This window comes from Aliivibrio finisterrensis (assembly GCF_008933155.1).
In the GTDB taxonomy this organism is placed as follows: Bacteria; Pseudomonadota; Gammaproteobacteria; order Enterobacterales; family Vibrionaceae; genus Aliivibrio; species Aliivibrio finisterrensis.
In genome coordinates, this window is the sequence record NZ_WBVP01000010.1 from 87,959 (window position 1) to 113,715 (window position 25,757).

The 25,757-nt window shown below is 39.8% G+C and carries 22 protein-coding genes; 8 read left to right on the forward strand and 14 right to left on the reverse strand.

Annotated elements, in window-relative coordinates:
• The first annotated feature begins 56 nt into the window (after positions 1–56).
• Positions 57–791, forward strand: a complete 735-nt coding sequence (locus F8B77_RS10595) for a hypothetical protein (protein WP_244298249.1) — start codon at positions 57–59, stop codon at positions 789–791.
• Positions 792–1,613: 822 nt separating this feature from the next.
• Positions 1,614–4,460, forward strand: coding sequence for an Ig-like domain-containing protein (locus F8B77_RS10600; RefSeq protein WP_151655318.1), 2,847 nt, complete (start codon positions 1,614–1,616; stop codon positions 4,458–4,460).
• Between the two features lie 665 nt (positions 4,461–5,125).
• Here the strand turns inward: F8B77_RS10600 and F8B77_RS10605 are convergent.
• Positions 5,126–5,614, reverse strand: coding sequence for a GNAT family N-acetyltransferase (locus F8B77_RS10605; RefSeq protein WP_130086122.1), 489 nt, complete (start codon positions 5,612–5,614; stop codon positions 5,126–5,128).
• 315 nt (positions 5,615–5,929) lie between these two features.
• On the opposite strand from F8B77_RS10605, the gene F8B77_RS10610 reads away from it, so the two are divergent.
• On the forward strand, positions 5,930–8,284 hold the full coding sequence (locus F8B77_RS10610; RefSeq protein ID WP_151655319.1) for an AAA family ATPase: 2,355 nt from the start codon (positions 5,930–5,932) through the stop codon (positions 8,282–8,284).
• A gap of 1 nt (position 8,285) precedes the next feature.
• A complete protein-coding gene (locus F8B77_RS10615) occupies positions 8,286–9,161 on the forward strand; it encodes a mechanosensitive ion channel family protein (protein WP_151655320.1) in 876 nt (291 codons plus the stop codon).
• A 63-nt stretch (positions 9,162–9,224) separates the two neighbouring features.
• Here F8B77_RS10615 and F8B77_RS10620 read toward each other — a convergent pair whose 3' ends face one another.
• From F8B77_RS10620 to F8B77_RS10630, 3 genes are all read right to left on the reverse strand, one after another.
• On the reverse strand, positions 9,225–10,064 hold the full coding sequence (locus F8B77_RS10620; RefSeq protein ID WP_151655321.1) for an isopenicillin N synthase family dioxygenase: 840 nt from the start codon (positions 10,062–10,064) through the stop codon (positions 9,225–9,227).
• 250 nt (positions 10,065–10,314) lie between these two features.
• Complete coding sequence (locus F8B77_RS10625) at positions 10,315–10,614, reverse strand: hypothetical protein (RefSeq protein ID WP_151655322.1); 300 nt, start codon at positions 10,612–10,614, stop codon at positions 10,315–10,317.
• Complete coding sequence (locus F8B77_RS10630) at positions 10,614–11,054, reverse strand: YcgN family cysteine cluster protein (RefSeq protein WP_151655323.1); 441 nt, start codon at positions 11,052–11,054, stop codon at positions 10,614–10,616. The genes F8B77_RS10625 and F8B77_RS10630 overlap by 1 nt, the downstream gene beginning before the upstream one ends.
• A 161-nt stretch (positions 11,055–11,215) precedes the next feature.
• Here F8B77_RS10630 and F8B77_RS10635 point away from each other — a divergent pair, with 161 nt between their 5' ends.
• Positions 11,216–11,467 (forward strand): YkgJ family cysteine cluster protein, encoded by a 252-nt coding sequence (locus tag F8B77_RS10635; RefSeq protein ID WP_151655324.1) that lies wholly within the window; start codon positions 11,216–11,218, stop codon positions 11,465–11,467.
• A gap of 20 nt (positions 11,468–11,487) precedes the next feature.
• Here the strand turns inward: F8B77_RS10635 and F8B77_RS10640 are convergent, their stop codons facing one another.
• Together F8B77_RS10640 and F8B77_RS10645 are read right to left on the reverse strand one after the other, a co-directional pair.
• A complete protein-coding gene (locus F8B77_RS10640) occupies positions 11,488–11,718 on the reverse strand; it encodes a TIGR02647 family protein (RefSeq protein WP_151655325.1) in 231 nt (76 codons plus the stop codon).
• 146 nt (positions 11,719–11,864) lie between these two features.
• Positions 11,865–12,764: a Tim44 domain-containing protein gene (locus F8B77_RS10645; protein ID WP_151655326.1), complete on the reverse strand. Its 900-nt coding sequence runs from the start codon at positions 12,762–12,764 to the stop codon at positions 11,865–11,867.
• 223 nt (positions 12,765–12,987) lie between these two features.
• On the opposite strand from F8B77_RS10645, the gene F8B77_RS10650 reads away from it, so the two are divergent.
• Both F8B77_RS10650 and F8B77_RS10655 read left to right on the forward strand, forming a co-directional pair.
• Positions 12,988–13,587 carry a TetR/AcrR family transcriptional regulator gene (locus F8B77_RS10650; RefSeq protein ID WP_151655327.1) on the forward strand — a complete coding sequence of 200 codons (600 nt, stop codon included), beginning with the start codon at positions 12,988–12,990 and terminating at the stop codon, positions 13,585–13,587.
• Positions 13,588–13,609: 22 nt separating this feature from the next.
• Entirely contained in the window at positions 13,610–15,478 is a 1,869-nt protein-coding gene (locus tag F8B77_RS10655) for an MFS transporter (protein ID WP_151655328.1), read from the forward strand.
• Here F8B77_RS10655 and menE read toward each other — a convergent pair.
• The 6 genes from menE to F8B77_RS10685 form a co-directional block, all read right to left on the reverse strand.
• A complete protein-coding gene (menE, locus tag F8B77_RS10660) occupies positions 15,458–16,858 on the reverse strand; it encodes an o-succinylbenzoate--CoA ligase (protein ID WP_151655329.1) in 1,401 nt (466 codons plus the stop codon). The two genes, F8B77_RS10655 and menE, sit on opposite strands and share 21 nt — an antisense overlap.
• Positions 16,846–17,820 (reverse strand): o-succinylbenzoate synthase, encoded by a 975-nt coding sequence (menC, locus tag F8B77_RS10665; RefSeq protein ID WP_151655330.1) that lies wholly within the window; start codon positions 17,818–17,820, stop codon positions 16,846–16,848. The genes menE and menC overlap by 13 nt, the downstream gene beginning before the upstream one ends.
• 77 nt (positions 17,821–17,897) lie before the next feature.
• Complete coding sequence (gene menB / locus F8B77_RS10670; RefSeq protein ID WP_012533733.1) at positions 17,898–18,764, reverse strand: 1,4-dihydroxy-2-naphthoyl-CoA synthase; 867 nt, start codon at positions 18,762–18,764, stop codon at positions 17,898–17,900.
• Positions 18,765–18,769: 5 nt separating this feature from the next.
• Positions 18,770–19,564: a 2-succinyl-6-hydroxy-2,4-cyclohexadiene-1-carboxylate synthase gene (gene menH, locus F8B77_RS10675; protein WP_151655331.1), complete on the reverse strand. Its 795-nt coding sequence runs from the start codon at positions 19,562–19,564 to the stop codon at positions 18,770–18,772.
• Positions 19,548–21,281, reverse strand: a complete 1,734-nt coding sequence (gene menD, locus F8B77_RS10680) for a 2-succinyl-5-enolpyruvyl-6-hydroxy-3-cyclohexene-1-carboxylic-acid synthase (protein ID WP_151655332.1) — start codon at positions 21,279–21,281, stop codon at positions 19,548–19,550. Before menD ends, menH begins: the two co-directional genes overlap by 17 nt.
• Positions 21,278–22,600: an isochorismate synthase gene (locus F8B77_RS10685; RefSeq protein WP_151655333.1), complete on the reverse strand. Its 1,323-nt coding sequence runs from the start codon at positions 22,598–22,600 to the stop codon at positions 21,278–21,280. Before F8B77_RS10685 ends, menD begins: the two co-directional genes overlap by 4 nt.
• A gap of 381 nt (positions 22,601–22,981) precedes the next feature.
• Between F8B77_RS10685 and F8B77_RS10690 the strand changes: the two genes are divergently transcribed.
• Positions 22,982–24,196, forward strand: coding sequence for a pyridoxal phosphate-dependent aminotransferase (locus F8B77_RS10690; RefSeq protein ID WP_130045469.1), 1,215 nt, complete (start codon positions 22,982–22,984; stop codon positions 24,194–24,196).
• Between the two features lie 80 nt (positions 24,197–24,276).
• Here F8B77_RS10690 and F8B77_RS10695 read toward each other — a convergent pair whose 3' ends face one another.
• Together F8B77_RS10695 and F8B77_RS10700 are read right to left on the reverse strand one after the other, a co-directional pair.
• Complete coding sequence (locus F8B77_RS10695) at positions 24,277–24,810, reverse strand: dihydrofolate reductase family protein (protein ID WP_151655334.1); 534 nt, start codon at positions 24,808–24,810, stop codon at positions 24,277–24,279.
• 48 nt (positions 24,811–24,858) lie between these two features.
• Complete coding sequence (locus F8B77_RS10700) at positions 24,859–25,743, reverse strand: AraC family transcriptional regulator (RefSeq protein WP_151655335.1); 885 nt, start codon at positions 25,741–25,743, stop codon at positions 24,859–24,861.
• Positions 25,744–25,757 lie beyond the last annotated feature (14 nt).

A 25,757-nucleotide genomic window follows, 5' to 3' on the forward strand; every position in this document is an offset into this window, starting at 1 on the left:
GCGGTTTTTTTGTATCTGTACTATCGAAAATCACCTTGCACAGAAAGGTGGCACAGATGTACTTATTAAGACTCCCCAATAGCGTGTACTATACTCGTATCGCTACTCCCTTACCTGTTATTACCTCAGTTACGCTCACTAATTTTATTCAATCTAAAAAATTAGAAGGAGTCACGCAGCTCACTCTTAATCAATTAGAGCAACGATGTAATGATTTTCTAGGCTATCTAAAAGAGCTAAATACAGATAAGCCCACCAATAGTATTGCAATGCACTATCGAGACCGATTACTCAAACGTAAATTAAGCAGTAAGACCTTAAAAGATTATATTGCGGCAAATAGACAGTTTTTTAATTGGTGTTTAGCTCATGAGCTTATTACGGCTAATCCATTTGCTGTCGTCAAAACATCCTCTAAAAATGCAAAGAGTGCTCAAGAGCAACGACAACGTTGGAAAAATGAGGATTTACAGAAGCTATTCTCAAGCGACGCTTATCGCAAACAAAACACAGACTTTAAGTGGATAACCTTATTGATGCTTTATCAAGGCTTTAGACCATCAGAAGCTTGTCAGCTTCAAGTTCGGGATATCAAGCAAGGCGAACTACCTTGCATCCAGTTCTCGGACTCAGGTGACGCTCATGAAGCTGAAAAACCAGTTATCCAATCGAACCGTACCCATTCATCAAACATTGTTAGATATGGGCTTCTTAGCCTTTGTGAAAGCTCGCCAGTGAGCAAAAGAGACGCAGCTCTTTATGTAACGCCTCGCGGTGCAGATAATGATTAGTCAAAGGATTATAGAGAGACCTTCGGCAACATTCTTAATGACGTGGGCTTTAAAGCAGGACAACGAGCTACTGCCTATTCATTCCGTCATACCTTTATTGATGAGTTAAAATGAGCGAATATCGAAGAACATATGATTTCTGAAATTGTAGGCCATAAGCATCAAAACATGACCTACGGAAAATATGGTAAACGATTGGAGCCTAAGCAGCTTGTAGAGGCTGTAAATTTATTCCGCTTAGACGACATAGATATCACCTTAAGTGCATAGACAAGTATTGAGGACAACCTCGAAATAGGCGTTCACTGAAAGTGTGATGACAATGCAACCCGCAGCTAACGCCTTGCAGGAGCTAACTATGTCGCATTAAGCCCCCTTATTTGTTTGTAATGTTTGTTACTAACAAACAAACTCCAATAACTATAAAAATAATCATACTTATCCCAAAATGAAGTCGACGATAATCTAAACTACGTCCAAAAAGAGCTAGACGATATAAGAAAGACCAAGTAAGTATTAGAAAAATCATCTTGAAGCCTTAAATGTTTATGTAACTATCCCGCCGAATTTTAAGGCTACCCAATGTGCCGTTAGCTTCGACGTACCAAACCTAATCAATTACGAATACGTTTCTTGAATAAAACTCACATAACTGTCTTTTGTTGAGATCTTTCTACTTTACTTTTTTTCTTTATTCTTCAAAATCAGCCACTTATTAGATATTCAAATGCCCTACACAATAGCATATTCATTAACTGTAACTTACCTACTGTTTAATGCACGGCTAATAACCTAAACAAGATTAATAACAAAGGATATTCCATGAAAAAAATATTAGGATCAACATTGCTTCTTGTCGCGGGGTTTAGTTTAAGCCCTGTTGCTGCAGCTATTGCTGAAACTGTAAATATTGAGACTTCAGCAAATGAAAGTCAGTGGTGGAGCACTTATAGCGTTGAAATTCAAAATACTTCAAATCAAGCTATTGATATGAAAGGGTCTACCATTGAGTTTCTACTACCTAATGCTATCAACGATGTGAATTTTGTCTCTTCAGCGCTCTCATATCCGAGCTGGACGATTGAACATGAATTCACATCGGAAGGTGTTTATCACACTATCACTTATAAATTTGATGACGATGTATGGGTTAAAAATACACTTCCTCATGATGGTTCATTCAGTTTCACCTTTGGACTAAATAGCCAACTTCCAGATTTCCAATCGTTTGAAAATTCCATCAAATTCAATGGTTCAGGTGGTGGACAACCGCCAACACCAGAGCCAGAATTAGAATTGTCAATTCTTTCTCCTGTTGATGGACAAAAATTGGTATCCAATGAAGTAACCGATATTACGATTTCTATTGCTGGAGAAACCGCGTCTAAAATCGAATTCTGGGTCGATGGCAGTAAAATTGCAGAACAGAATGTCGAGCAAGATAAAACAGATTACTCGCAATCTTGGACACCAAGTGAACTCGGTTCTGCAACCATCAACGTGCTTGTGTTTGATGAGAAAAACCAACAACTCAAACAGCAATCTGTTACGGTTGAAGTGGAATCTGATCATAATTTCTCAGCACCAGAAGTTCGTTTCATTACACCAGAAAATGACGCCATTTTTAATAAAACAGAAACAGTATCAATCTCTATTGATGCGTTCGATTCTGATGATGACTTAACCTCTGTTGTCATCAAAGCCAATAACGCTCAAATTTGTGAATTTGATGCTAAGCAAACCGATCAATTTGCTTGTGATTGGCAACCATCACAAGCAGGCTCAGTGACACTGAGCGCGATTGCCACCGATGAACAGAACCTAACGAACACGACAAGTGTACAAATCACCGTTACCGAATCGAGCAACAGCTGTGGTGATGTTGCACCTTATCAAGATGGGATCAGCTACCAAGTTGGCGATCGCGTTTCGAATATTGGTGAAATATTCTCATGTACAGTATCTGGTTGGTGTGGTAACCCAGTATGGGCACCAGGAACTGGACATCCTAGCTACCCTGATGCTTGGAAAGACGCTTGGCAATCAGAGGGAGAATGTGATCCAAACGCGTTACCTAAAATTGGTTTAGAAACACCTTCTAACGGTGACCGCCTATCTCCGAATAAACCTTTTGACGTCATTATCAATGCGATTGATGAAGATGGCGAAATCGTAAAACTAGAAGCTCTGCTTAACGGTAAGGTTGTCGCAACAGCTACGCAACCAACATCAAGCAATCAATATAAACTAACAGTTCCAGGTCAGGCAGAAGGTGCTTATGAATTAGTCACAGCAGCTTATGACGACAAAGGTGCATCAGCGGCAACTGCACCAATTACATTGGCGATTACCGATCAAGATCTTGTCGTCGGACTGACATCTCCAGTTGATGGTTCAAAATTCACGCAGGGGCGTAGCATTAAACTTGCCGCTGACGCAGAAAGCTTCGTTGGCTCAATTCAGTCAGTGACTTTCAAAGTAAATGGAACGGAGTTAATCACACTCAATAAAGCACCATACGAATATGAGTGGGTTGGTGCACAAGAAGGAACCCACACTATTGAAGCTATTGCCATCAATACTGAAGGTGACACGCTAGCAAGCCCAGTGTCGACGATTGAAGTACAGGAAGCGAAACCAGAAACAGGTTTACGTGATAACCCTGACCGTTCAATTACTTATTTGACGTCGTGGGGACTGACTAATATTGAAGAACTACAAAAATCTCAAGGTGATGCATACTTCTTGTCTTTTGGTAAGTGGGACTCGAACGGAAACATTCAAGTAACGGATTCAATGATTGAACCAAGTTACAACGACTCTTGGATGGCTCCAGGCTACCAATCATGGACAGAGCTAAAACATAGCCACCCAAATAAAACCATGATGGTTGCATTTGGTGGTCAAACACATGAAAGTATGTGGGCTTATATGGCCTCTCCTGCTGCACGCGAGTCGATTGCCAATGGTCTTGTTGAAATGATGAACAAGCCTTATCCAGTGTATAAGAAAAACCTTAAACCAGAAGAAATGGTTGGAGAATGTCTTGCGACGAACTGGTCTGGCGAGTGTGATTACAGCAAGTATCAACTGGCTGGCTATGTAAGTCTTGATGGCATCGATTTCGACTACGAAAAAGCGGCGCGCCTTACTGAACAAGAGAACCGTAACCTAGAAGCGTTGATTGAACTGATTCGCACCAAAGTCAGTAAGAGCAAGATTATCTCTTTGACAACTTACCATGTAGGTGCTGACCCTGTAGAATGTGCAAATCCAAGCGTTACTGAAAACTGTTCATTCATCGAACCCGATCGTTCTAGCCACCATGGTGAAGTTATAACACTACTTCAAAATACGAAAGATAGTGTTGATTTCTTCAACGTAATGACATACGACGCAGGTAAAAACTTCAAGTACGATGTTGCTATGGCAAACTATGCTAAACACGTAGGTGACCCATCAAAAATTGTGCTTGGTGCAACCATCAATAGCCAATGGGGGCCAGATGGTCGTTTTGTTGAAACTCGTGAAAATAATATTGAACGAGCAAAATGGCAGAAAGCTCAAGGATACGGCGGTTTCTTTATTTGGACGTTAGGCTCAAATACTGAAAGCCTTTCTATGCAAGAGCAAGTTGAATACTTCAACGACATGATTTCTCATAACTAAACCATCACTAAGAGGCGCTGTCTAAACGCAGTGCCTCGTCTTTGCTACTCGCTGGACACATTGCTAATGTGAAATTAAGCATAAACTTCGTTGTAGTGATCGATTCAAAGCAATTGCATATTGTGTACGAATTTAAGAGGTCTGAATCGTCAGCTTCTTTTTCATTATCTAACGCGCAACTAAGGGTCCCTTACTTTTTTTAGCACATTTCAGCGTAAATCTATGTTACATTTTTATATAACTATAGCCATTACTATGACTCACTTTCTTTTTTAGTCAGTAAAAGCTTCCATCTTCGTTCTGAATCCAAATGGCGCTATCGCCAGCCTGCCAGTCAAGTTCCGCTATATACTCATCTGGAATTTCGAAGTAATGCTCACCTTGGTTGGTAACTTTAATTGGGTTCTGTCGTTTCATGGTTGATTTTGATATTTTCTTTAGTAGCTATTATCAGATCATAAATGAAGCTTTTTTTCTATCTAAAATAAGCACTTATTGCTTAAATTCCTGTCTATGCTCAGGAAGTAATTGATGATATAAAGGCTCAAGGTTTGAGGTTATTACTCTTGAACAATATCAAGAAATTTATTTTAGACTTTAGCCATAATGAAAACCGAATAGTTCCATAATCAATTCAATAATTAAATATTGAGACTTTCTGGTATCTACTTGTTTAAATCCTTCATCATCCACACATCACAGCCATTATGAACGGTACCATCAAGTGGCTTTGATAAATGACTAAAACCCAAGTCTTCATATAGATGAATGGCTGACTTCATACTTGACAAGGTATCCAAGTAACACTGAGTATAACCAAAATTTACCGCATGCTTGAGTACCTTTTGAGCAATTGTTTTACCAAACCCCCTTCCTCTAGCCTCCGGTAATAAAAACAATTTACGTAACTCACATACTGTTTTACTGCCATTAAATGCCGCTAAACCACAGCCACCAACGACCCTACCATCAAGCAATAAAATCAGATATTTACTCTTAAATGCTGGGTTATAGTATTTACTCATCTCCAATACTTCATCGTCTGATGGACCAAAACCTTCCCCTACCGCACCAAACTCAACTCCAACGTTTTTTATGATGTAGCAGATATCATTATCGTGCTCACTGCTAATTGGAACAATTCGATATTCCATACCCTGACTCTCCACAAATTTCCTTATTTCATTATAGAAAAACAAATTAGACAAAATATTATCGATATTATAGAGTGAGCGCTTAATACAAACCTTGATCACAGAGATAACTATTTTTTTGTAACAAAAAAACCAACCAAACAGTGCAATTAATTACCAGAAATGCACATAAATATACGTAATTTAATTCATATTTAATGTTTTCTTAGAAAAAAACTATAAATTGCAGTAAAGATCACATTTCTAATCAATCAACGAATTTCCACATATAAATACTCATTATAAATTTTATCTATTGAGACCCTTTTGTTACCTATGAATAATATCGTTAATCGTTTTTTTCTAGTGTTAGTCCTATCCTACTCTCCATCTCTAATGGCTGAATGGGGAGTGCATGCTTATAACTCTGTATCTATATCTGAATCTGCTCAAAATATCGCAACGGATATAAAACAGCTCCCAGAGCAACATTTTTTTTCAAACCAAGAATACGGACAAGTCAAAAGACTAATGTCTCGTACTTTGCTGGCACAAAAGAAACAGGCTCAAGAATTCAAAGACTCATTATCAAATTATCAAGATAATGCCACTGATGACACCTGGGCTCGTGTAGAAAAAGACCACCGTTCATTGACCTCTTTAAATACGAGTAAAGAATCACTTCTGCACCTAACAGAAACAAGAAATCGAGATCAATTAACCGGGTTTGGCCCTCGTGGGGTTACTCAATTTTATGCCGAACTGCAAATAGCTAACCTTAACATTAAATACTATACCTATTATCAAATTCGCAGTTTTAAAAAATTACTTAATGACCTTGCTATATCGCCAGTGCCAGTGATCAGTGTCCTGCTCAAAGTATTAGGTATTTTCTTTATTTTTAATTGGTGGATGCGAAACAGCGACCGACTAATCCATGATTTTAAAGCATCAAAGCTAAAGAGTACCTCAAACCCTAGCTTATTCGTTCGTACTATTTGGTATTGTAGCCGCGCACATAAAGCTATCGCGTATTTATTATTAATTACAGCGACATTACGTATTATTTCAACACTTCCGAGTTTGCAGCATTTGATCTTTCTAGAGATATTTACTTGGTGGATACTTGGGGGTTCTATTGCTGTTAGTTTCATTTTGGAATTTGCTTATAGAAACAGTAAACATAATAAAAAAGACACTATCGCTTTAAGACTATCAACCATTCGCCGATATGTTTGGGGTATAATTGTTGCTGGCGTAGTTTTACAAATTTCATCAAGAACGTTAGGTGAAGGGACTATTTATGCTTGGATTAACTCTATTGTTTATCTATTTTTTGTCTTACTAACAGTCATTACGCTAAAACGATGGAACCAGACCATTTTTAACCGTATAGAGCAGTTAGAAACGCATCCATTATCAGTTCAATGGGCAATAAGAAATAAGAATACTGTATTGATGTCTATTCCTGCTACTGCCTGTGGTTCGGCATGGTTACTTGGACGAACAATTCAGCATCAAGTCATTTCTATACTTTCTCAATATGCCGCCTTTAGTCATGTACTCGCCTATCTCTTCAGAATAGAAGTAGCAAAACAAACTGAAGTCTCACGTGAGCAATCAAATCTAGTCCGAATAAAGGGAGAGAATGCATTTAATTATATCGCTCCTGGCTCAGAGACATCTGAATTACTAGAAGAGTATGCGGAAGAAGAAATCGTTTCATTATCCCGTTACTTATTAACAGATAGCCCTGCTGTATGTGTGTTATCTGGCGAGCGAGGCATTGGTACAACAACCGTATTGAATCGTATTTTAAATAAAGCAAAACACGTAATACCACTATATATAAACTGCCCTTACGATGGCTACTCGGCACTATTACCTGAATTTTCACAATTATTAGGATTAGAGGAGGGGGCAACAGAGAAGGATATCCTACAGCATCTTAGAAACAGCGAACAATGCTATCTAATTGCATTTGATAATACGCAAAGATTAGTAAAACCAAAAGTGAATGGATTAGTTGATTTAATGAAACTAACCAATTTACTTAGACGTGCAAGAAAAAGTCATCGCGTTGTCTTATCTATTGATAAATCAAGCTGGCGCTTTATCGATCGTGCCCGTGGGGAGCGGCTATTATTTGATCTTGTTACTTTTATGCCCAAGTGGAATGAAAAACAAATTGGCCAACTATTAGATTCTCGTATCATTGAAAAAAATGGAGAGAGCTCAATTTCTTTTGATGGATTAGTTCTCCCAAGACAATGGGATGAAGATACCTTAACTGATGAAGAACGAGCTAAGAATGGGTTCTATCGTATCTTGTGGGACTATTCAGATGGTAACCCTACTGTTGCATTACGTTTCTTTAGACTTTCTTTATACAGAGATAAAGAAACAGATACGGTACTAGTTCGCTTATTCCGAGCTCCTCAATCTGATGATCTAGAAACGATGCCAAAGCCTATGCTTGCTGTACTGCGTTCAATTGTACAACTTGAAGTTGCTTCACCTATCGATCTTTGTGATTGTAGTCGACTCAGCATTGCTGAAGTAATCAGTACGTTACGCTACTTTCAAAGTCGTGGTTATATTGAGTGGAATGATGAAAAAGCACGTATATCAGATCATTGGTATCGTCATATTACTAACGCTCTTCACCGTCAACATCTATTGGTAAAATAATATGATTCGTTTATTCATACTTTGTTTCTCTCTATTTTCAGGTAGTTTTGCATTTGCAGAAGATCCTCAATCTATCGATAATTTACAACAATTTACTAGCTTAATCCGTTGGAGTGGCGTTGTTTTCTCCTTCTTTATTATTGTAGGCGCATGGCTATTTCTACGCTTTATTCAGTCCATTGTTGATGGCGTAAGTAGTCAATTTGCACAACGTCGTATGTTAATGCAAAAGTTGCAATCCTTCTTTCAATTTTTCATTTATATGTCGACAGCTGTTGCCGTATTCATGCTCAGTTTCAGAGTTGATGAGCGTGTACTCGCTCTGATCGGTGGTACGATCGCAGTTTCTGTTGGTTTTGCATTAAAAGATCTTACCGCCTCATTTATCGCGGGTTTGACCGTCATGATCGACCGACCATTCCAAGTTGGAGATCGAGTAACGTTTGAAGGGCATTATGGGGATATCATTGCCATTGGTTTACGCTCGGTACGAATGCAAACTCTTAATGATGATATTATTACGATACCTAACAATAAATTTTTAAATGACGTAGTGGTGAGTGGAAACTATGGCGGACTTGATATGCAGGTTGTTATTCCTTTTTATATAGGAATGGACCAAGACATTAATAAAGCTCGTGATATTATCCAAGAAGCGGCATCTTCAAGTCGTTATATCCACTTACCAAAGCCTGTAGTAGTTCTAGTTAAACAAACGATAACCGATAACTATCTAGCTATACAATTAACCTGTAAAGCCTATGTCGTGGATATTAAATTCGAAAAATTATTTGAAACTGATATTACATTGCGAGTAATGCAGGAATTTAGAAAAGATGCTATTACTCCTCCAACCATTGCTATACAAAGTAAATAAATCTTCTTTTTCTTACTGACAAAAAATAGGTAGAGAACTGCTCTCTACCTATTTAGATCTACTTTAAATCACACCTAACTCGCGTAGACGTTCCATTAAGTAACTATTCGCAGTATGACGATCAGACAATACAACTTCAGGTTTTGGATGTAAAAACAACGGTAATGAGATACGAGATTTCGTTTTATCTGCACCTTCTGGGTTAATCACTCGGTGCGTTGTTGATGGGTAATAACCCCCTGACGCTTCTTGCAACATATCACCAATATTAATGATTAGGTGACCAAAATCACAAGGTACATCTAACCAATCACCTTCTTTAGTCTTAACTTGTAAACCCGGCTCATTCGCGGCAGGAAGCACGGTTAATAAGTTAATGTCTTCATGTGCACCAGCTCGGATAGCACCAAGCTCCTCATCGCCTTCTAACGGTGGGTAATGCAGAACACGAAGCAATGTCTTATCACTTTGCTCTACCATGCTAGACAGTGATTGAGAGTACAGTGCAGAAACATCTTCCGGAGAGTGTACTTCAACCCAAGATAATAACTCACTAGCAAGTACATTAGCGTTATCGTAATACTCTTGAATTTGAGCTTTCAATTGAGCAGGACATTGGCCTGTTGGGTAATAATGATAGTACTCTTTAATGTCTTTTTTAGTATGCCCTTTTGCGACTTCTGATACCGATGCAGGGAAAAAGCCATCTTGAGTGTCTACATTAAACTGGAAGTTTTCTTTTTCTTCGCTGTTAAAGAATGCATACCAATTGTCGTAGATACTTTGTACAAGCTCTTGTTGAATCGGATGATTTTTTAACACGCCAAATCCTGTTTCACGCAGTGATTTAACAAACTGCTCCGCTGCATTCTCAGCAGTGTAATCAATTGCTTCTAATTTCATAATTATTATCTTATCGTTGGCTGACTGGTTTTTATAATGTGTTTTTATAATGTACTGTTAAATTGTATTAAGATGAGCAGAGAGCCTCAAGCGCTAATGTCTAAAAACAGACAACAATTCGTTTACACATAGAAACACAACTATTCCATGCAACAACAATAAAGAGAAAAAGAAGAATATTTATGGTGGGATATTACCCAGCTATCGATTTAACAATAGCGGGTAATTTTTAAATTTCGTTAGCGCTGGGTTACCTTGGTAGTGGCTCTAAAATTCCATTTCTAACTAAGCCACGGCGAACGTTTTTGCACAGTTTAGCGAACTTGTCGATCTCAGAGAAATTGGGCGTTTCACCGCGCTCAATATAAGATTCCCAATACAATAATTCACTTTCAACTAGCTCTATCAATTTACGTGGGCAACCAACACAGGTATCACCGCATATCTGAGCTTCAGGCGCATCAAATGGAAAGTCAGCTTTTACTAATTCAATGATATTTAGCATCGCAGTTTTACGATCAGGCTTTTGTGTTTTTGGTTTATTGGTCATTAGCTTCTATGAGGGTGGTTTGTAATGTGGTCTTCCCAGTTTTTCACATCAATCGCATAAACAACCTTGTTTCTTACGCTTTCGCCAGCAGCATGCATTGCTGATTTAGACCCAGTGAGCAACGGGTGCCACTTAGGAAGTGTATTTCCTTCAGCCAATAGACGGTATGCACACGTCACTGGTAACCAGTTAAATTCAGCGATATTTTCACGGCTTAGTTTTAGGCAGTTTTCACCTGAAGTAAAACGCTTAGCGTAATCTTTACATGAACACGTTTTGCTGTTTAACCAGCTACATGCCACGTTAGTGTAGTAAACTTCGTCTGTATCTTCATCCATTAACTTGTGTAAACAGCACTTACCACAGCCGTCACAAAGAGATTCCCACTCTTGCTCTGTCATTTCTTCTAATTTTTTTTGTTGCCAAAATTGCTCTGTCATTGCTTTACACTCGTTATGGGAAGAGGCGGTTTTATACCCATCTTGAGCTAAAAGTGCAAGTGGTTTACAGATCAGTAAAGAGATAATCCTGAGTTGTTTTGACCTGAAAGGGGAAGAGTGCTATTTTGCGCATCCTTTAATTGATGCAATGAGATAGTGTTATGGACTGTAGATTATATTGCGGTGCTTGCTGTATAGCCCCAAGTATTACGTCATTTATTCCTGGAATGCCAAATGGAAAGCCTGCTGGAGTACGCTGCGTGCAATTAAACGATGAGAATCTATGTGATTTGTTTGGTAAGGCTCAACGTCCGCAGGTATGTCATCAATTTAAAGCTTGCCCTAATGTATGTGGGACAACCCCAGAACAAGCCATTAAAATCATCACTGAACTTGAGTCAATGACGCTATAATTTTTTACAGAAACATTCGATTACGATAAGACGCGAATTACGTTTTGTACTTGCTCTGCTGTTTCAATGCCGTGGTTTGTTAAATAACCACCATCATTCTGTGTTACCAATCCTTTATTGAATAGACGCTTCATTGCTTCGATGGCTTCGGGTGCTGCGTCAGAATGTACTTTTAAACCCGCTTGAGTGCTTTCTAGTGGGAATTGCTTGAGAAGGTTCATTTCTTCAACGATGTCTTTATTGAATGGCATAATATATCTCTCTTATTTATTAACTGAATTCAGCATAGACTGTCTTTGAAATATTAAAACAGAGCTAGATCACACCTATAAAAAATCCCCATAGGATTACTCTCTATGAGGATGTTTTTTAATCAGATTATTATGTATTTAGACAGTTAAGCTTGAATACCAATAATTAACCACGGTGCATTTGGTTGCGTAAGATCACGCTCCAAGTGCCAAATATCAGTAATGTCTTCTTCAACACCTTCAACCGAATCACGGTAGCGACCAGAAAACTGCAAACTAAGCTGGGCGCGGTTTGCATCATGATCAGCACGAACGACTTCAGCATCAACAAACATTACATCTGTATGTTGCTCACCTTCTAGATTTGCACGTTCTTGTACTAAATCATTATATAGGCTGATTGATACGTACTCTTGAATCGTTTCTAGTTGGTTGTGGTTCCAAGCACCTTGTAGAATACGGTAATGCTCACGTGAACCATTAATGAATCCTGCCACATCAAAACCCGGTGGGTAGTTATGCGGGATCTCATCAGCTGCAGGTGCACCAAAACCGCCTGTTGCTTGTGGCTGTGGCTGCGCTTGCTCTCCTTGGAAGTATTGCTGGTTATCACGGAAGCTTGGCTGTTCGTTATTCGACGCTTGTGGGCTTGCGTATGCCGTCCCTTGCCTCTGATTTATGCTGCTTGCCTTTGATGCCATAAACATACGGAATAGCTTAAATAGCATAAATGCCACACCAGCAATAATAAGGATATCCATGAACTGAATACCTTCAAAACCGCCACCAGCAAAGATTGATGCTAAAAGACCGCCCATAAGAAGACCACCAAGCAAACCACCCATTAGGCCCTTTTTACTTGATGCGCCTTTTGCTGTGTCTTGTTTACCAATGGTATTGGTATTTTGTTGTTTTTGTTTTGGCGCTGGTGCTGTTTTAAAGCTTTTGCCAAATGATTTACCACCACCAAATTTCTTTGCTTCTGCATGAGGAGCAGAAAGTACAAAAACAAACATTAGGGCAGCAATAGATAAAAGACGTTTCATTGCCTGTTCCTTTACTGTATTAAAATAATATGAACTGATAATAGCCTGCATCGCTTCATATTGGGAGTATTAAAACGCACGACTGTGTTTCAGAGTGTTAAAAACGCCTCTTTTATTCTCAACATTGTGCTTTGCGCCCTAATTGACAAAACTCTTACTTGAAGAATAATGGGATGCAATTAAAATTAAGAACAATGTTCACAATTTTTTAAATCAGGCTTATATGGCGCGCAGAAACGACCATACTCATCAAGAAATACGTGATATGGCATTAAATAATGTGAAGGTATTTCTCAACGAGCATAGTCATCACGAACTCAGCTTAAGAAAGCTAGCAAAAAGCATTGGCTATGTACCCAGTACATTGGTCAATATTTTTGGTAGCTATAATTTGTTGTTACTGCGCTCTATCGCTCAAACGTTAGATGAACTAATGCAGCAAGTAAATCAAGGGTTGGACAATAGCACGACACCAGAAGAAGCACTTAAAGCCATCGCCTATTGCTATTATGACTTCGCGCAACGGCATCCTAATCGCTGGAAATTAGTGTTCCAACACAACATGAATGGTGAGGCCTTACCTGATTGGCAAGAGAACCGCATTAGTCAAATGATGGGTGTGCTTGAAGAAATAATTAAAACCATTAACTCACATAAAAGCGACTCTGACGTAGAAAAAAGCAGTCGTGTTATTTGGGCTAGTGTCCATGGTATTACGTTATTAAGTCTGGATGATTTGTTATTTTCATCAACACCTATTGATGGTCATCTCCTCATTGATAATCTACTATTGAACTATATCAACCAATGGAAGCAGCACTAGCTTTGTAATTAAAGGATTATTCATGGCAAAGCAAGCCAAGCTATTAACCCAACGTCGTTTTCTGCCTTACTTTTTAACTCAATCTTTAGGTGCATTTAACGACAACATTTATAAAAACACACTGCTACTTTTTGTTGCCTTTGCCAGTGTGGATAGCTTGCCTATTTCATCTAATTTATTTATTAACCTTGCTGCTGGTTTATTTATTCTTCCTTTCTTTCTTTTCTCAGCTCCTGCTGGCGTTTTGGCTGATAAATATGAAAAATCAGCCTTTATTCGCAAAGTAAAACTTGTTGAAATCGTGATCATGCTCTTTGGCGCGATGGCCTTTATTCTTAAAGATTACACTTTATTATTAATTCTTCTTTTTTTGATGGGTACACAATCGGCTTTTTTTGGTCCGGTCAAATACGCTCTGCTTCCTCAGCAATTAAAAAAAGAAGAGTTAGTAACGGGTAATGCCTTAGTTGAGACAGGAACTTTCCTTGCTATTTTATTCGGAACCATTGGTGCAGGTTTCATTGCTTCACAAGATAATGCGGAGTACATTGCAGCGGGTGCGGTTGTTCTTTTTGCCGTGCTTGGTTATCTTTCAAGCCGCCATATTCCTCACACAAAAGCCATTGCTCCTAATTTGGTTTTTAAATGGCAGCCTATCCAACAAACAAAACAGACGCTTAATATTGCCAAAGAAGATCCCTCGGTATTTTTAGCTATCATGGGGATCAGTTGGTTCTGGTTTTTAGGCGCAAGTTATTTAACTCAGTTCCCAAATTATAGTCATCTACACCTTAACGATAATGCCATTACTGTAACGGTATTATTAGCTTTATTTTCTATTGGTATTGCAATAGGCTCTCTGGCTTGTGATATGTTGTCTAAACACAGAGTTGAAATTGGAATTATCCCATTAGGCTGCTTAGGCATCTCTCTATTTGGGATGAATCTTTATCTTTCAACACCAAGCTCATCGATTGACGCCACTGGCTTTATAGCTACACTTTTAAGCCCAGAATTTCTGCCTGTTTTTATTAATCTGTTATTTTTAGGCATTTGTGGCGGACTTTATATCGTTCCTTTGTATACTTTAATCCAACAACGACCAAAGCCAGAACACCGCTCCCAAATCATTGCAGCCAATAACATCTACAATGCGCTATTTATGGTCGCTAGTGCCATTTTAGGCATTGTGTGTTTATCTGTTCTTGAATTATCTATTCCTCAGTTCTTTGCCCTTCTCGCTATTATGAATGGCGTTGTTGCCTTATTTTTACTCTGTAAAGTTCCTGTTTTTGTGATCCGATTTTTATTGTGGATAATAACTCACACTTTATACCGCGTTAAACATAAAAACTTACATCATCTTCCTGAAGAAGGTGGCGCTTTACTGGTTTGTAATCATATTACTTATATGGATGCCTTTATTCTAAGTGGTGCGTGTCCACGCCCCATTCGCTTTGTTATGGAAGAGGAGTACGCTGAACTGCCTTTAGTTAAATACTTCTTTCGCTTAACCAAGGTAATTCCCATTAATGCCACAAAGAGCAGCTCTATTCGTCGTGCTTTTTTAGAGGTTGAAGCGGCGTTATCTAACGGTGAAATCGTCTTGATTTTCCCAGAAGGGGTATTAACTCACGATGGTGACGTGGGGTCATTTTTACGAGGAATAGACATCATCCTGAAACGCTCACCCGTACCTGTAATTCCAATGGCGCTGCGTGGTTTATGGGGCAGTTTCTTTAGTCGTCATGGTGGGAAAGCGATATTAAAACGACCAAGCCGCTGTTGGTCAAAAATAGAAGTGGTAGCCGGAGAGCCCGTACCACCACATCTAGCAACATCAAGCGTAATGCGTGAAAAAGTAATTCAATTACGCGGTGATTGGCAGTGAGTTAACCCACTCTTTTACTTGTGGACGTGAAATTTTAAGGCCTGTTCCAAATAAGTGTTCAGGCATAGTTTCATAGCGAATTGGACATTCAAACTGAGTTAACTTCTCTTTTAAGAAAGAATGCAGCTCGTCATGGCTAATCGGTTGTGTCATTTTAATAACGGCAACAGGACGTTGTCCAAATTCGTCATCTGCCACATCAACAACAATCGCTTGCTCTATTTCGTTATGCGTTAGCAAAGCGAGCTCTATCTTTTCTGGATGAATATTCTCGCCGCCGGAAATGAACATATTGTCAGCTCGGCCTTGAATATGCAGCTCTGCGCCCATCACATAACCAAGATCGCTAGTTTGATACCAACCCTCTTCGTTAGTGATATTCATAATGCCAGATGAACGATAATAACCTAGCGCTAAGCACTCACCACGAACAAGAACTTCACCTTTTTCAATACGTAATTCACGATAATGAAGTACATTACCCACACCCGGCTCTCCATCTGCCAGTTTTGCGGTTACCGTAGAAGCCATTTCTGTCATGCCATAACCTAACCAACACTCAATGCCATTTTCTCTTGCGGCATCAGTTAATTCAGTCGGTATAACAGCACCGCCAAGTAACACGCGTTTTAACGCCAGACGAGAGACATCACCACAGTCTAAAATTCGCTGCAGCTGAGTAGGAACCAATGAGGCATGAGTAACACCACATAAGTCATTTAACAAACCATCTTCGGTTGGCATCACAATGGTTGCGCCCGTTAATAACCAACGCCATACAATCGCTAGTCCCGAAACATGGAATAAAGGCAAAGATAATAGCCACGAATCACAATTATCAAACTCCATCGTGCTAAGTAAGCCAGCAGCTGAGTACAAATGGTTATTTATGCTGTGTGCAACCGCCTTTGGTAACCCTGTTGATCCAGAGGTAAAGGTCAAGGTCGCTAATCTATTTGGTTGCCATGTCGCAGCAATCACACTGTAGTCAGCGTTGATTAATTGCAGATGATGCCAAGTGCCTGAAATGCTCTCTTGCCCTTCACCAAACCATATATGTTGAGCAGAAATACTCGTCACTAACTGATGAAGTTGAGCTTTCGGTGTTTTTGGATTAATTGCTGAAAAGCGAGCACCAATACGAATACTGGCTAATTGCAGCCAAATGAGATCAACACCACTTTTTGCGACCCCAACAACTACATCATCACGTTTGACGCCTTGTTGAATAAGACCATTGGCGTATCGATTCACTTGAATTGATACTTCAGCCCAAGTCCACACTTTGTTGCCATCACGAAGCGCGATTTCCACTTCTCGCTCTTCACTCCATTTTGCCCAAGGCCAAGTAGTAAAAAGCGGTGAGATTAATTTTCCCATATAAGTGTCAGCTCTGATAACTCATTCATTGGTAACTCACAATTAGGCCAAGGTGTGTCTAATTGCATTTTAAACAGATCAATCGTATCTAAACCAGGGATCGTCTCTGGTGTTTTCCAGGCTGCCAATCGTGCTAGTTGGGTTAAAGCAAGGCTAGATTCTAGGCTTGAGCTAATCACGGCCTGCATACCTAACTTATGCGCATTTTCAACAAGGGAAAGACACTTATCAATAGAGCCAACCATGGTTGGTTTAATGACAATCGCTTTTACGCCGTCTTGAACCGTAATTTCAAAGCCATCATCACGCACCGTTTCATCCCAAGCAATGGCGATGCCTGTAGCTTGAGAGAATGCCAAACTCTCTTCTGGCGTATGGCAAGGCTCTTCTAAAAACTCAATACGAGAACGAAATTCTGGATTAACATAATTAGCAAATTGTTCGGCTTTCTTTGGAGTCCAATTACGGTTAGCGTCAAGGCGTAAAGACAGATCGGGAATAAGCTCTAAGAACATATTTACAACCATGCCATCACGAATCGGTTCATATAAGCCAACTTTGATTTTCGCAATTTTTTTGCCACTCATCTCGTTCAGCTTAACGACTAAATCGTCTGGGTCACCTGAGCATAATGGCGCAACTTGATAGTTACCTTCTTGTGGTAAACCATTCTCTAGCTCTAATAGTGCCATACTAAAACCAAAGGCTACCGATGGGCAATTAGCATCAAGATCCAGCTCTTCATTATTGAGCCACGCTTGAGTTAAAGACAATAAATCTTCACGTGCCTGCTCTAACGTCTCTTGGCTAAACTCAGGAAGAGGAGAAATTTCACCTTTACCACAATGTGTTCCATCACTTAATTCAATGACCAATCCATCTCGTTGTTGAAGACGTTGTTCACGAAGAATAACTCCACTGTCCATAGGGAGTTGGTATTGATATATCTTGGCTGTTTTCATTTGTTACTCCAACCAATAAAAAGAAAAAAGAGACTCATAAAGAGCCTCTAATACTTAATTGAATCAGTGATAGGTGCTTATGGATTACGAGGGAATTTATCGAAATCAGGACGACGTTTTTCATTAAACGCGTTGCGACCTTCTTGACCTTCTTCTGTCATGTAGAACATCATAGTTGCGTTACCCGCCAACTCTTGAAGACCTGCTTGACCATCACAGTCTGCATTTAATGCCGCTTTTAGGCAACGTAGTGCCATTGGGCTGTGTTGTAATGTTTCACGACACCAACGAACCGTCTCTTTTTCTAAGTCAGCAACAGGAACAACCGTGTTTACTAGCCCCATATCCAATGCTTCTTGAGCATCGTAGAAACGGCAAAGGAACCAGATTTCACGCGCTTTCTTTTGACCAACGATACGAGCCATGTAAGAAGCACCCCATCCACCATCAAAAGAACCCACTTTAGGACCTGTTTGACCAAATTGTGCATTTTCAGCGGCAATGGTTAAGTCACACATCATATGTAAAACGTGACCACCACCAACAGCGTAGCCTGCTACTGCTGCGATAACTGGTTTTGGACAAGTACGGATCTGACGTTGGAAATCCAACACATTTAAGTGGTGTGTGCCGCTATCATCACGGTAACCGCCGTAATCGCCACGGATCTTCTGATCACCACCTGAACAGAACGCATCTTCGCCTAAACCGGTAAGAATGATAACACCCACTTTCTCGTCATAACGAGCATCTGCTAGTGCATCAATCATCTCTTTAACCGTACCAGGGCGGAAAGCGTTACGTACTTGCGGGCGTGCGATAGTGATTTTCGCAATGCCATCTGCTGATTTATGGTACTGAATGTCTTCGTATTGCGCTGTGCAATCTGTCCAATTTACTGGAGCGTAAAGTTCTTCTTCTGAAATGCCAACAGTTCTTGCCATGGGTTTTATTTCCATTGTTGTAAGAATGTATTAAGTACATGTGTAAAGCGTTCGGGCTGTTCCACATGAGCGTTATGTCCCGCCTGAGCAATGATTTGATATGATAATTGACTTTGCTTAGCCAGGTGTTGAAATTTTTTATCTGCTTCTCCGCAAATATATAACATGGGGATGGTGCTAAGATGTAAGGCTTCAAGCAAATGCGGTTGCTTAGCCAATGATGTAGTTCTCAACATCATCCCAATTGACTTACCAAGATTATCACTTCTTTTTACTACTAAATCTTGTCTTTGCTCAGGGTTTAGTGAAGAAAACACCTGTTGTTGATACCAATCGTCTAAAACATCAACAATCGGTTGTTGTTCAAATCGCTCAGCCCAAGCGATATCGTTTTTTAGTCGAGCGTGTTTCTCTTCTGCGTTAAGTAATCCAAAATTACCCCCTTCAATACATAAACCACGTAAAACAATATTTTCTGGTAATTTAAAGCAGGCATTTAGGTACATGGCAATTCGACCACCTAAAGAGTAACCCACAAAAATAAACTCTTGATAAGGGCTATTTTCAAGTTGTTCGACTATCAAGCCGCAAGTTTCTTCAAATCCATCGTCTTCTAAAACATGAATTGCGCTGCTCTTACCATGCCCAGGAAGATCGATTAGTAACGCAGGATAAGTATTTGTGACTTCCTGTGAGATCTTATCCCAATCAGCTATTGTCCCTAATAATCCATGTAAAAAGACCACACAAGGGCGAGTTGTATTTTCTTTGGGTACACTTAATTTAGAATAAAGTGGCATGCTGAATCGTTTGGAGCAACCGCGTTAATTCTTCACCCACTTGGCCAGCTGGGGTGTTAATTTCGACTAAATGCACCCCAGACTCTAATCCTTCATTAATCATTGATACCGCACAGCTTAGTGTTTCTGGCCTATGATAGGCTAAACCAAACATCGCTGCGGCATGACTAAACTCTAATGTATGAGGCATACGGTAATAATCATCTTTTTTCTTTTCATCAACAGGCAATAAATCAAAGATACCACCGCCATCATTGTTCATCACAACAAGAACAAATGGAGCTGTTGCTTGCTTTAATAATGCCAATGAATTCAAATCATAAAGTAATGACGTATCGCCAACTAATGCTAATAACGGCTTTTGATTTTCTTTTTGAACCCCTACTGCTGTAGCAACAAGTCCGTCAATACCTGAAGCACCACGATTGGTATAAGTATGTTGTTGATTAAGCTCGCCAACCATATCTAACAAACGAACAATTAAACTATTGCCAACAAACCAATCACACGATTCGACCTTTTGGCCTACCGTGAGCGCAAAGCTTAATTCAGATAAGGTTTCACTGTTGCATGCCATTGAACGAGCTAACGCCAACGCATTAAGGGAGGCCACTTTTAACGACTCGCTCCATAACAATGAAGGAGCATGATCAAAATAACAATCACGCTCGACTAAGCTATCAATATGCGCCTGACACCATGACATGATATTGGCACGGTAACGGACATGAGAGTGACTGCTTACATCCAATAATTCTGAGTGAGGATCTATCAAATAATAATCGTTCTGATAGTTATCTAACCATCCCGTTAAACGTTTAGACACTAATCGAGCACCAAACTGGAGTACGCATTCAACATCAGACAGTAACTCTATACAGCCACTATTTTGCAACCATAAATCGTAGTGCGCCCACTCTGAGTAATAACCCGACTGTGGATCCGCCAATACTGGCCACCCTAACTCTTTCGCTAATTCCGCAGCGGCTTGTGCCTCTTCCAATGAGACTTTACCAATGATGACAATGCCTTTTTTTTGGGCTGTTTTCATCCATTGAGGAGAAACGGTCATTATTGAAGAGTAACGAGGTTGTTGAATATAGGCTGAGAAGGCCTCTTTCCATTCTTGAATTGGCGCAAGATACTCTCGTACAAATGTATTATCTTTCTTGCCATAAAAGGGTTCAGGAAAAGGACAATTAATATGAATAGCGCCACCTTGTTCTTGCTGAATAAAGCAGGCTTGATCCAATCGACTCAATAGCCATTGTGCGGGAACGTTAATAGTTGGTGATGGCAATTGGAGAGAATGGCAGGCATGTGAAGAAAATATTCCCTGCTGATTAATCGCTTGGTTTGCACCGCAATTAATCAACTCTACAGGGCGATCTGCCGTAAGTAGGATTAACTTCTCTTTGGTTAATCCGGACTCTACAACTGCAGGCAATAAGTTTGCTACTGCAGTGCCAGAAGTAACAATTACAGCAACCGCTTCATTTGACGCTTTGGCAATGCCCAGAGCTAAAAATCCTAAGCCTCGCTCATCAAAATGCCTATGAATAGATAAATATTGATGTTCTGAAGCGGCAAGCGTTAATGGTGTTGAACGAGATCCTGGAGCAATACAAACATGCTTTACTCCATTTCGAACTAACTCTTCAATAATCAACTCAGCCCAAACTTGATTTAGCATTACTTGCTGCTCTGGTTGCATCATGCGACTTGCGACTCCTTGATCTCTGCGCTCACGGCAGGATCCGATTCTAATAAGGTACATAGGGTTGAGGTTTTCTTATCTAACTCTTCCCATTCACTGCTCGGTTGAGAGCCAGGTACAATCCCTGCCCCTGCGAATAAATGCAATTTATTTCCCATGACTAATGCGCTACGAATCGCGACACAAAACTCACTGCGTTGTTGGCTTAAAAAACCAACGGCACCACTGTACCAACCACGGGCAAACGGTTCGTTATCAATAATGAAATCCAATGCGGACATGCGGGGCAAGCCAGCAATTGCTGCGGTTGGCTGTAAATTGTCCAATAATTGTGAATCACAACACTCAGCGTTGATCTCTGCAGAAATTGGACGCTTCAAGTGTTGAACTTTACGTAACTTCACTAGTTCTGAGCTTTCCGCTACCGTCATTGATAAGCTAAATTTAGATAAGCGATTGATAATATCATCGACCACAAGACGGTTTTCATATTGATTTTTCTTATCCGCAATAAGCCAAGAGGCAAGCTGGTTATCCTCTTCTTCATCGTGACCACGACCAATGGTTCCCGCTAAAGCCTCTGTTTTTAAGGCATAACCATTACGAACATATAAGCGCTCTGGTGTAGAGCCGATAAAGCAATGTTCGTTATCGAGCGCCATCATAAAATGAAAGCTATGGCTGTTTGCTTTACGGCTTGCTTTTAAAAATTGAGCTGAAGATAAAGTTTGATCAAGTGTTAAAGTTGTTTTACGCGCAAGCACTACTTTCGCAAATTGTTTGTTTGAAATTGCCGTCAACGCTTTATTGACCATGTTAGTCCAATCGGATTTTTCTGGTGTATTAATTCGTTGTGTTACGCGACAATGCAATTCGGAAAGTGATGAAAAATGCTCCACCAGTTTATCCAACGTCGATAGCAAACGTGAATTATCGTCAGATAGATTAACCATTATCTGCCAAGATGAGGCTAAACGGCTGATTTCAACTTGTGGTAAAAAGAAAAAAGACGACATACAACGTCGATTACGCTCAGTACGCCCATCAAAAGAACGCCCCCCCCAGATACGCTGCTTTGGTGCTAATACTTTCTGCGCGGCGCTTGGGTCTATAAATGTCTTAACTTGCCCGATAACCGCGACTTCTTCTTGGCCATTACGAGACTGCCAATAAAATTTAGGGAATACGGATTGAGCTTCTAGCCAATCAATCAGTTGATCGCCAATCGACCAATCTAATTTAAGACAAATAGTATGACGTGACGTTGCCTGCGTAATTTGATGACGAATCGATTCAATGGCATTTTGAAAAGTGGGCAAATTAACCTCTCTTGATCGTTTTCAGCCATCATGGCAACCGTATTGCGCAAGCGGAATTGCTTGCTATTTCCTTGTATGAACTAGTGATTCTAGCAAAAGGTTTGAAAATAAAAAATAATTCACATCAATTGTATGTATAAAAAATAAAACTCTTATCAAATTTTTCTGATTTATGTAAATCTAAAACAATGTAAAATCCCCTTTATTGCCCACATATTAATCAACACACACAAAAGCCATAAGAAAAGAGAATACGTCCAATCCCAGTAGGAAATATTGCAGACACAAATTTGGCGTGATTATTTTCTAAAAATTGTTTCTCACTCCTATAGAAATAGTGTAATTTGAACCTATAACGTATTTTTTTCATCAGGGTTCACCATGCAAAATATTGGAATGTCATCAAAACTTAGCAGTGTATGCTACGACATCCGCGGTCCAGTTCTTAAACATGCTAAAAGAATGGAAGAGGAAGGCCACAAGATTCTTAAATTAAACATTGGGAATCCCGCCCCATTTGGTTTTGACGCCCCTGATGAAATCCTAGTTGATGTGATTAAAAACCTACCAACGTCGCAAGGTTACTGTGACTCAAAGGGTATCTACTCTGCTCGTAAAGCGGTGGTTCAACATTATCAACGTCGTGGTTTATTAGATTTAGATGTAGAAGATGTTTACATTGGTAATGGCGCATCTGAGCTAATCGTAATGGCAATGCAAGCGCTATTAAATAATGGCGATGAAATGCTAGTTCCTGCTCCTGATTACCCATTATGGACGGCTGCAGTGTCACTTTCAGGTGGTAAACCTGTGCATTACATCTGTGATGAAGGGGCAGATTGGTACCCAGATCTAGACGACATTAAAAAGAAAATCACACCAAACACAAAAGGCATCGTGTTAATTAACCCGAATAACCCAACCGGTGCGGTATACAGTCGTGATTTCTTATTACAAGTTGTCGAAATTGCACGTCAAAACAACCTAATCATCTTTGCTGATGAAATTTATGACAAAGTACTTTATGACGGTGCGGTTCATACTACATTGGCAACATTAGCGCCTGATATTTTAACGGTAACATTCAACGGCCTATCTAAAGCGTATCGTGTATGTGGTTTCCGTGGTGGTTGGATGTTCTTAAACGGTCCAAAAGATCACGCTCAAGGTTATATCGCAGGCCTAGATATGCTTGCTTCGATGCGTTTATGTGCAAACGTACCTATGCAACATGCAATTCAAACGGCACTAGGTGGTTACCAAAGCATTAATGAACTTCTGCTTCCGGGTGGCCGTTTATTAGAGCAACGTGATAAAGCGTATGATTTGATCACTCAGATCCCAGGTGTAAGCTGCGTGAAACCAAAAGGCGCGATGTACCTGTTCCCTAAACTTGATCCTAAGATGTACAAGATTAAAGATGATCAGAAGTTTGTGCTGGATTTCTTAATCAAAGAGAAGGTTCTACTTGTTCAAGGCACAGGCTTTAACTGGCCAACGCCTGATCACTTCCGTATCGTGACATTACCACGAGTTGATGATCTAGAAACCGCGATTGGTCGCCTAGAGCGCTTCTTGCATACTTACAAACAATAGTCTTTCTGGTTATAAAAATTCAAAAGCCTGCTCACTTCACTTGTAGGCTTTTTACTATTCGTAGCACTAAATTTTAATGACTAACGCTCACGCACAAAATGGTTCTGATCAATCGCACCAAGGAAGGTTTCGCTCTTCACAAACTTAAAGTTTAGCGGCTGCTCTAAATCACCAAATAATGGTGAACCTCCACCTAAAAGTACAGGAATAGTGGTAATAATAAGCTCATCAATCAAATCTTCTTTTAAGAAATTTTGGATCGTCACACCACCATCGATATACAGATCTTTAAAACCTTTCGCATGAATATCGTTAAGAACTTCTTTTAACTCACCCTTAACTAAAAAGACTTTATCTTCATACCCTTCAGGTACTGATGTCATGGTATTACTCAGAACAAAAACGGGTTTGGAATACGGCCAATCAACACCAAAACTTAATACCATATCAAGCGTGTTACGCCCCATGACCATCGCATCAATACGATCAAAATGTTCAACAAACCCCATCGAATCTTGTTCTGGGTTTGGAATGGCATGTAACCAATCAAGGCCTCCATTTTTATCAGCAATATAACCATCTAAACTTGTTGCTATAAATACACTGTTTGACATTAAAAGCTCCGATATATCTAAATTTACTCTATTCTTTGGTAAAAATTATTACGCAATACTGCCCTTAGGCGTCATATTAAAATGACGCTTAAACTCGCGACTAAATTGTGAAGTACTGGTATATCCAACTAAATGCGCGGCATCAGTTACTCGTCGCCCTTCTAGTTGAATTAATTCTTTGGCTTTATTCAAGCGTACTTTTTTTAAATACTGCAATGGGGATTCAAATGTTACTTTACGAAAAGCAGAATGAAAGGCAGAAACACTCATGTTCGCCTCTTCCGCTAAATGTTTCACGGTTAATCCATCCGCATAAGATTGATGCATCTTATTCATCGCTTTAGCAACTCGTGCATATTGGCTGTCATGATGAGCCAAATTAAATAAAACGTGCCCTTCAGGACCTGTAAGTGCTCGATACACAATTTCTGCAAGTAATGACTCGCCTAGCATTCTTGTATCTAATTCAGAATGCAATGCAATCATTAATCGTTTACAGCTTTCAAGCATCTCGTCTGCCATTTTAACTGACGTTAAACCAAAACCATCTTGTTGCGACTGTCTACTTGGCTGAAAATCAGCCTCTTCTAATTCATTAACTAAGCGATGAAGCAACGACGAATCAACATCAATACTGAGCCCTAATAGCGGCTCTCCATTTTCAGGAAATGCTTCACACTCTAATGGCATAGGTACACCAACAACCAGATAATCATCAGGTCCATAACTGACAGGCTGATTGCCAATATGTATGTGTTTATGGCCTTTTCCCATCACTATGATGCCTGATTGATAAACAAAAGGCTGACGCTGGTTACCTTTACTGCTGCGATAAAACCATACACCAGGAATAGCCGTCTCTCTAATCCCTTCAAGATCATTAAAACCATAATGATCAGCATAGCTTTGCATTAATTCACCAAGAGAGCTCATCCTATTTCCTTTAT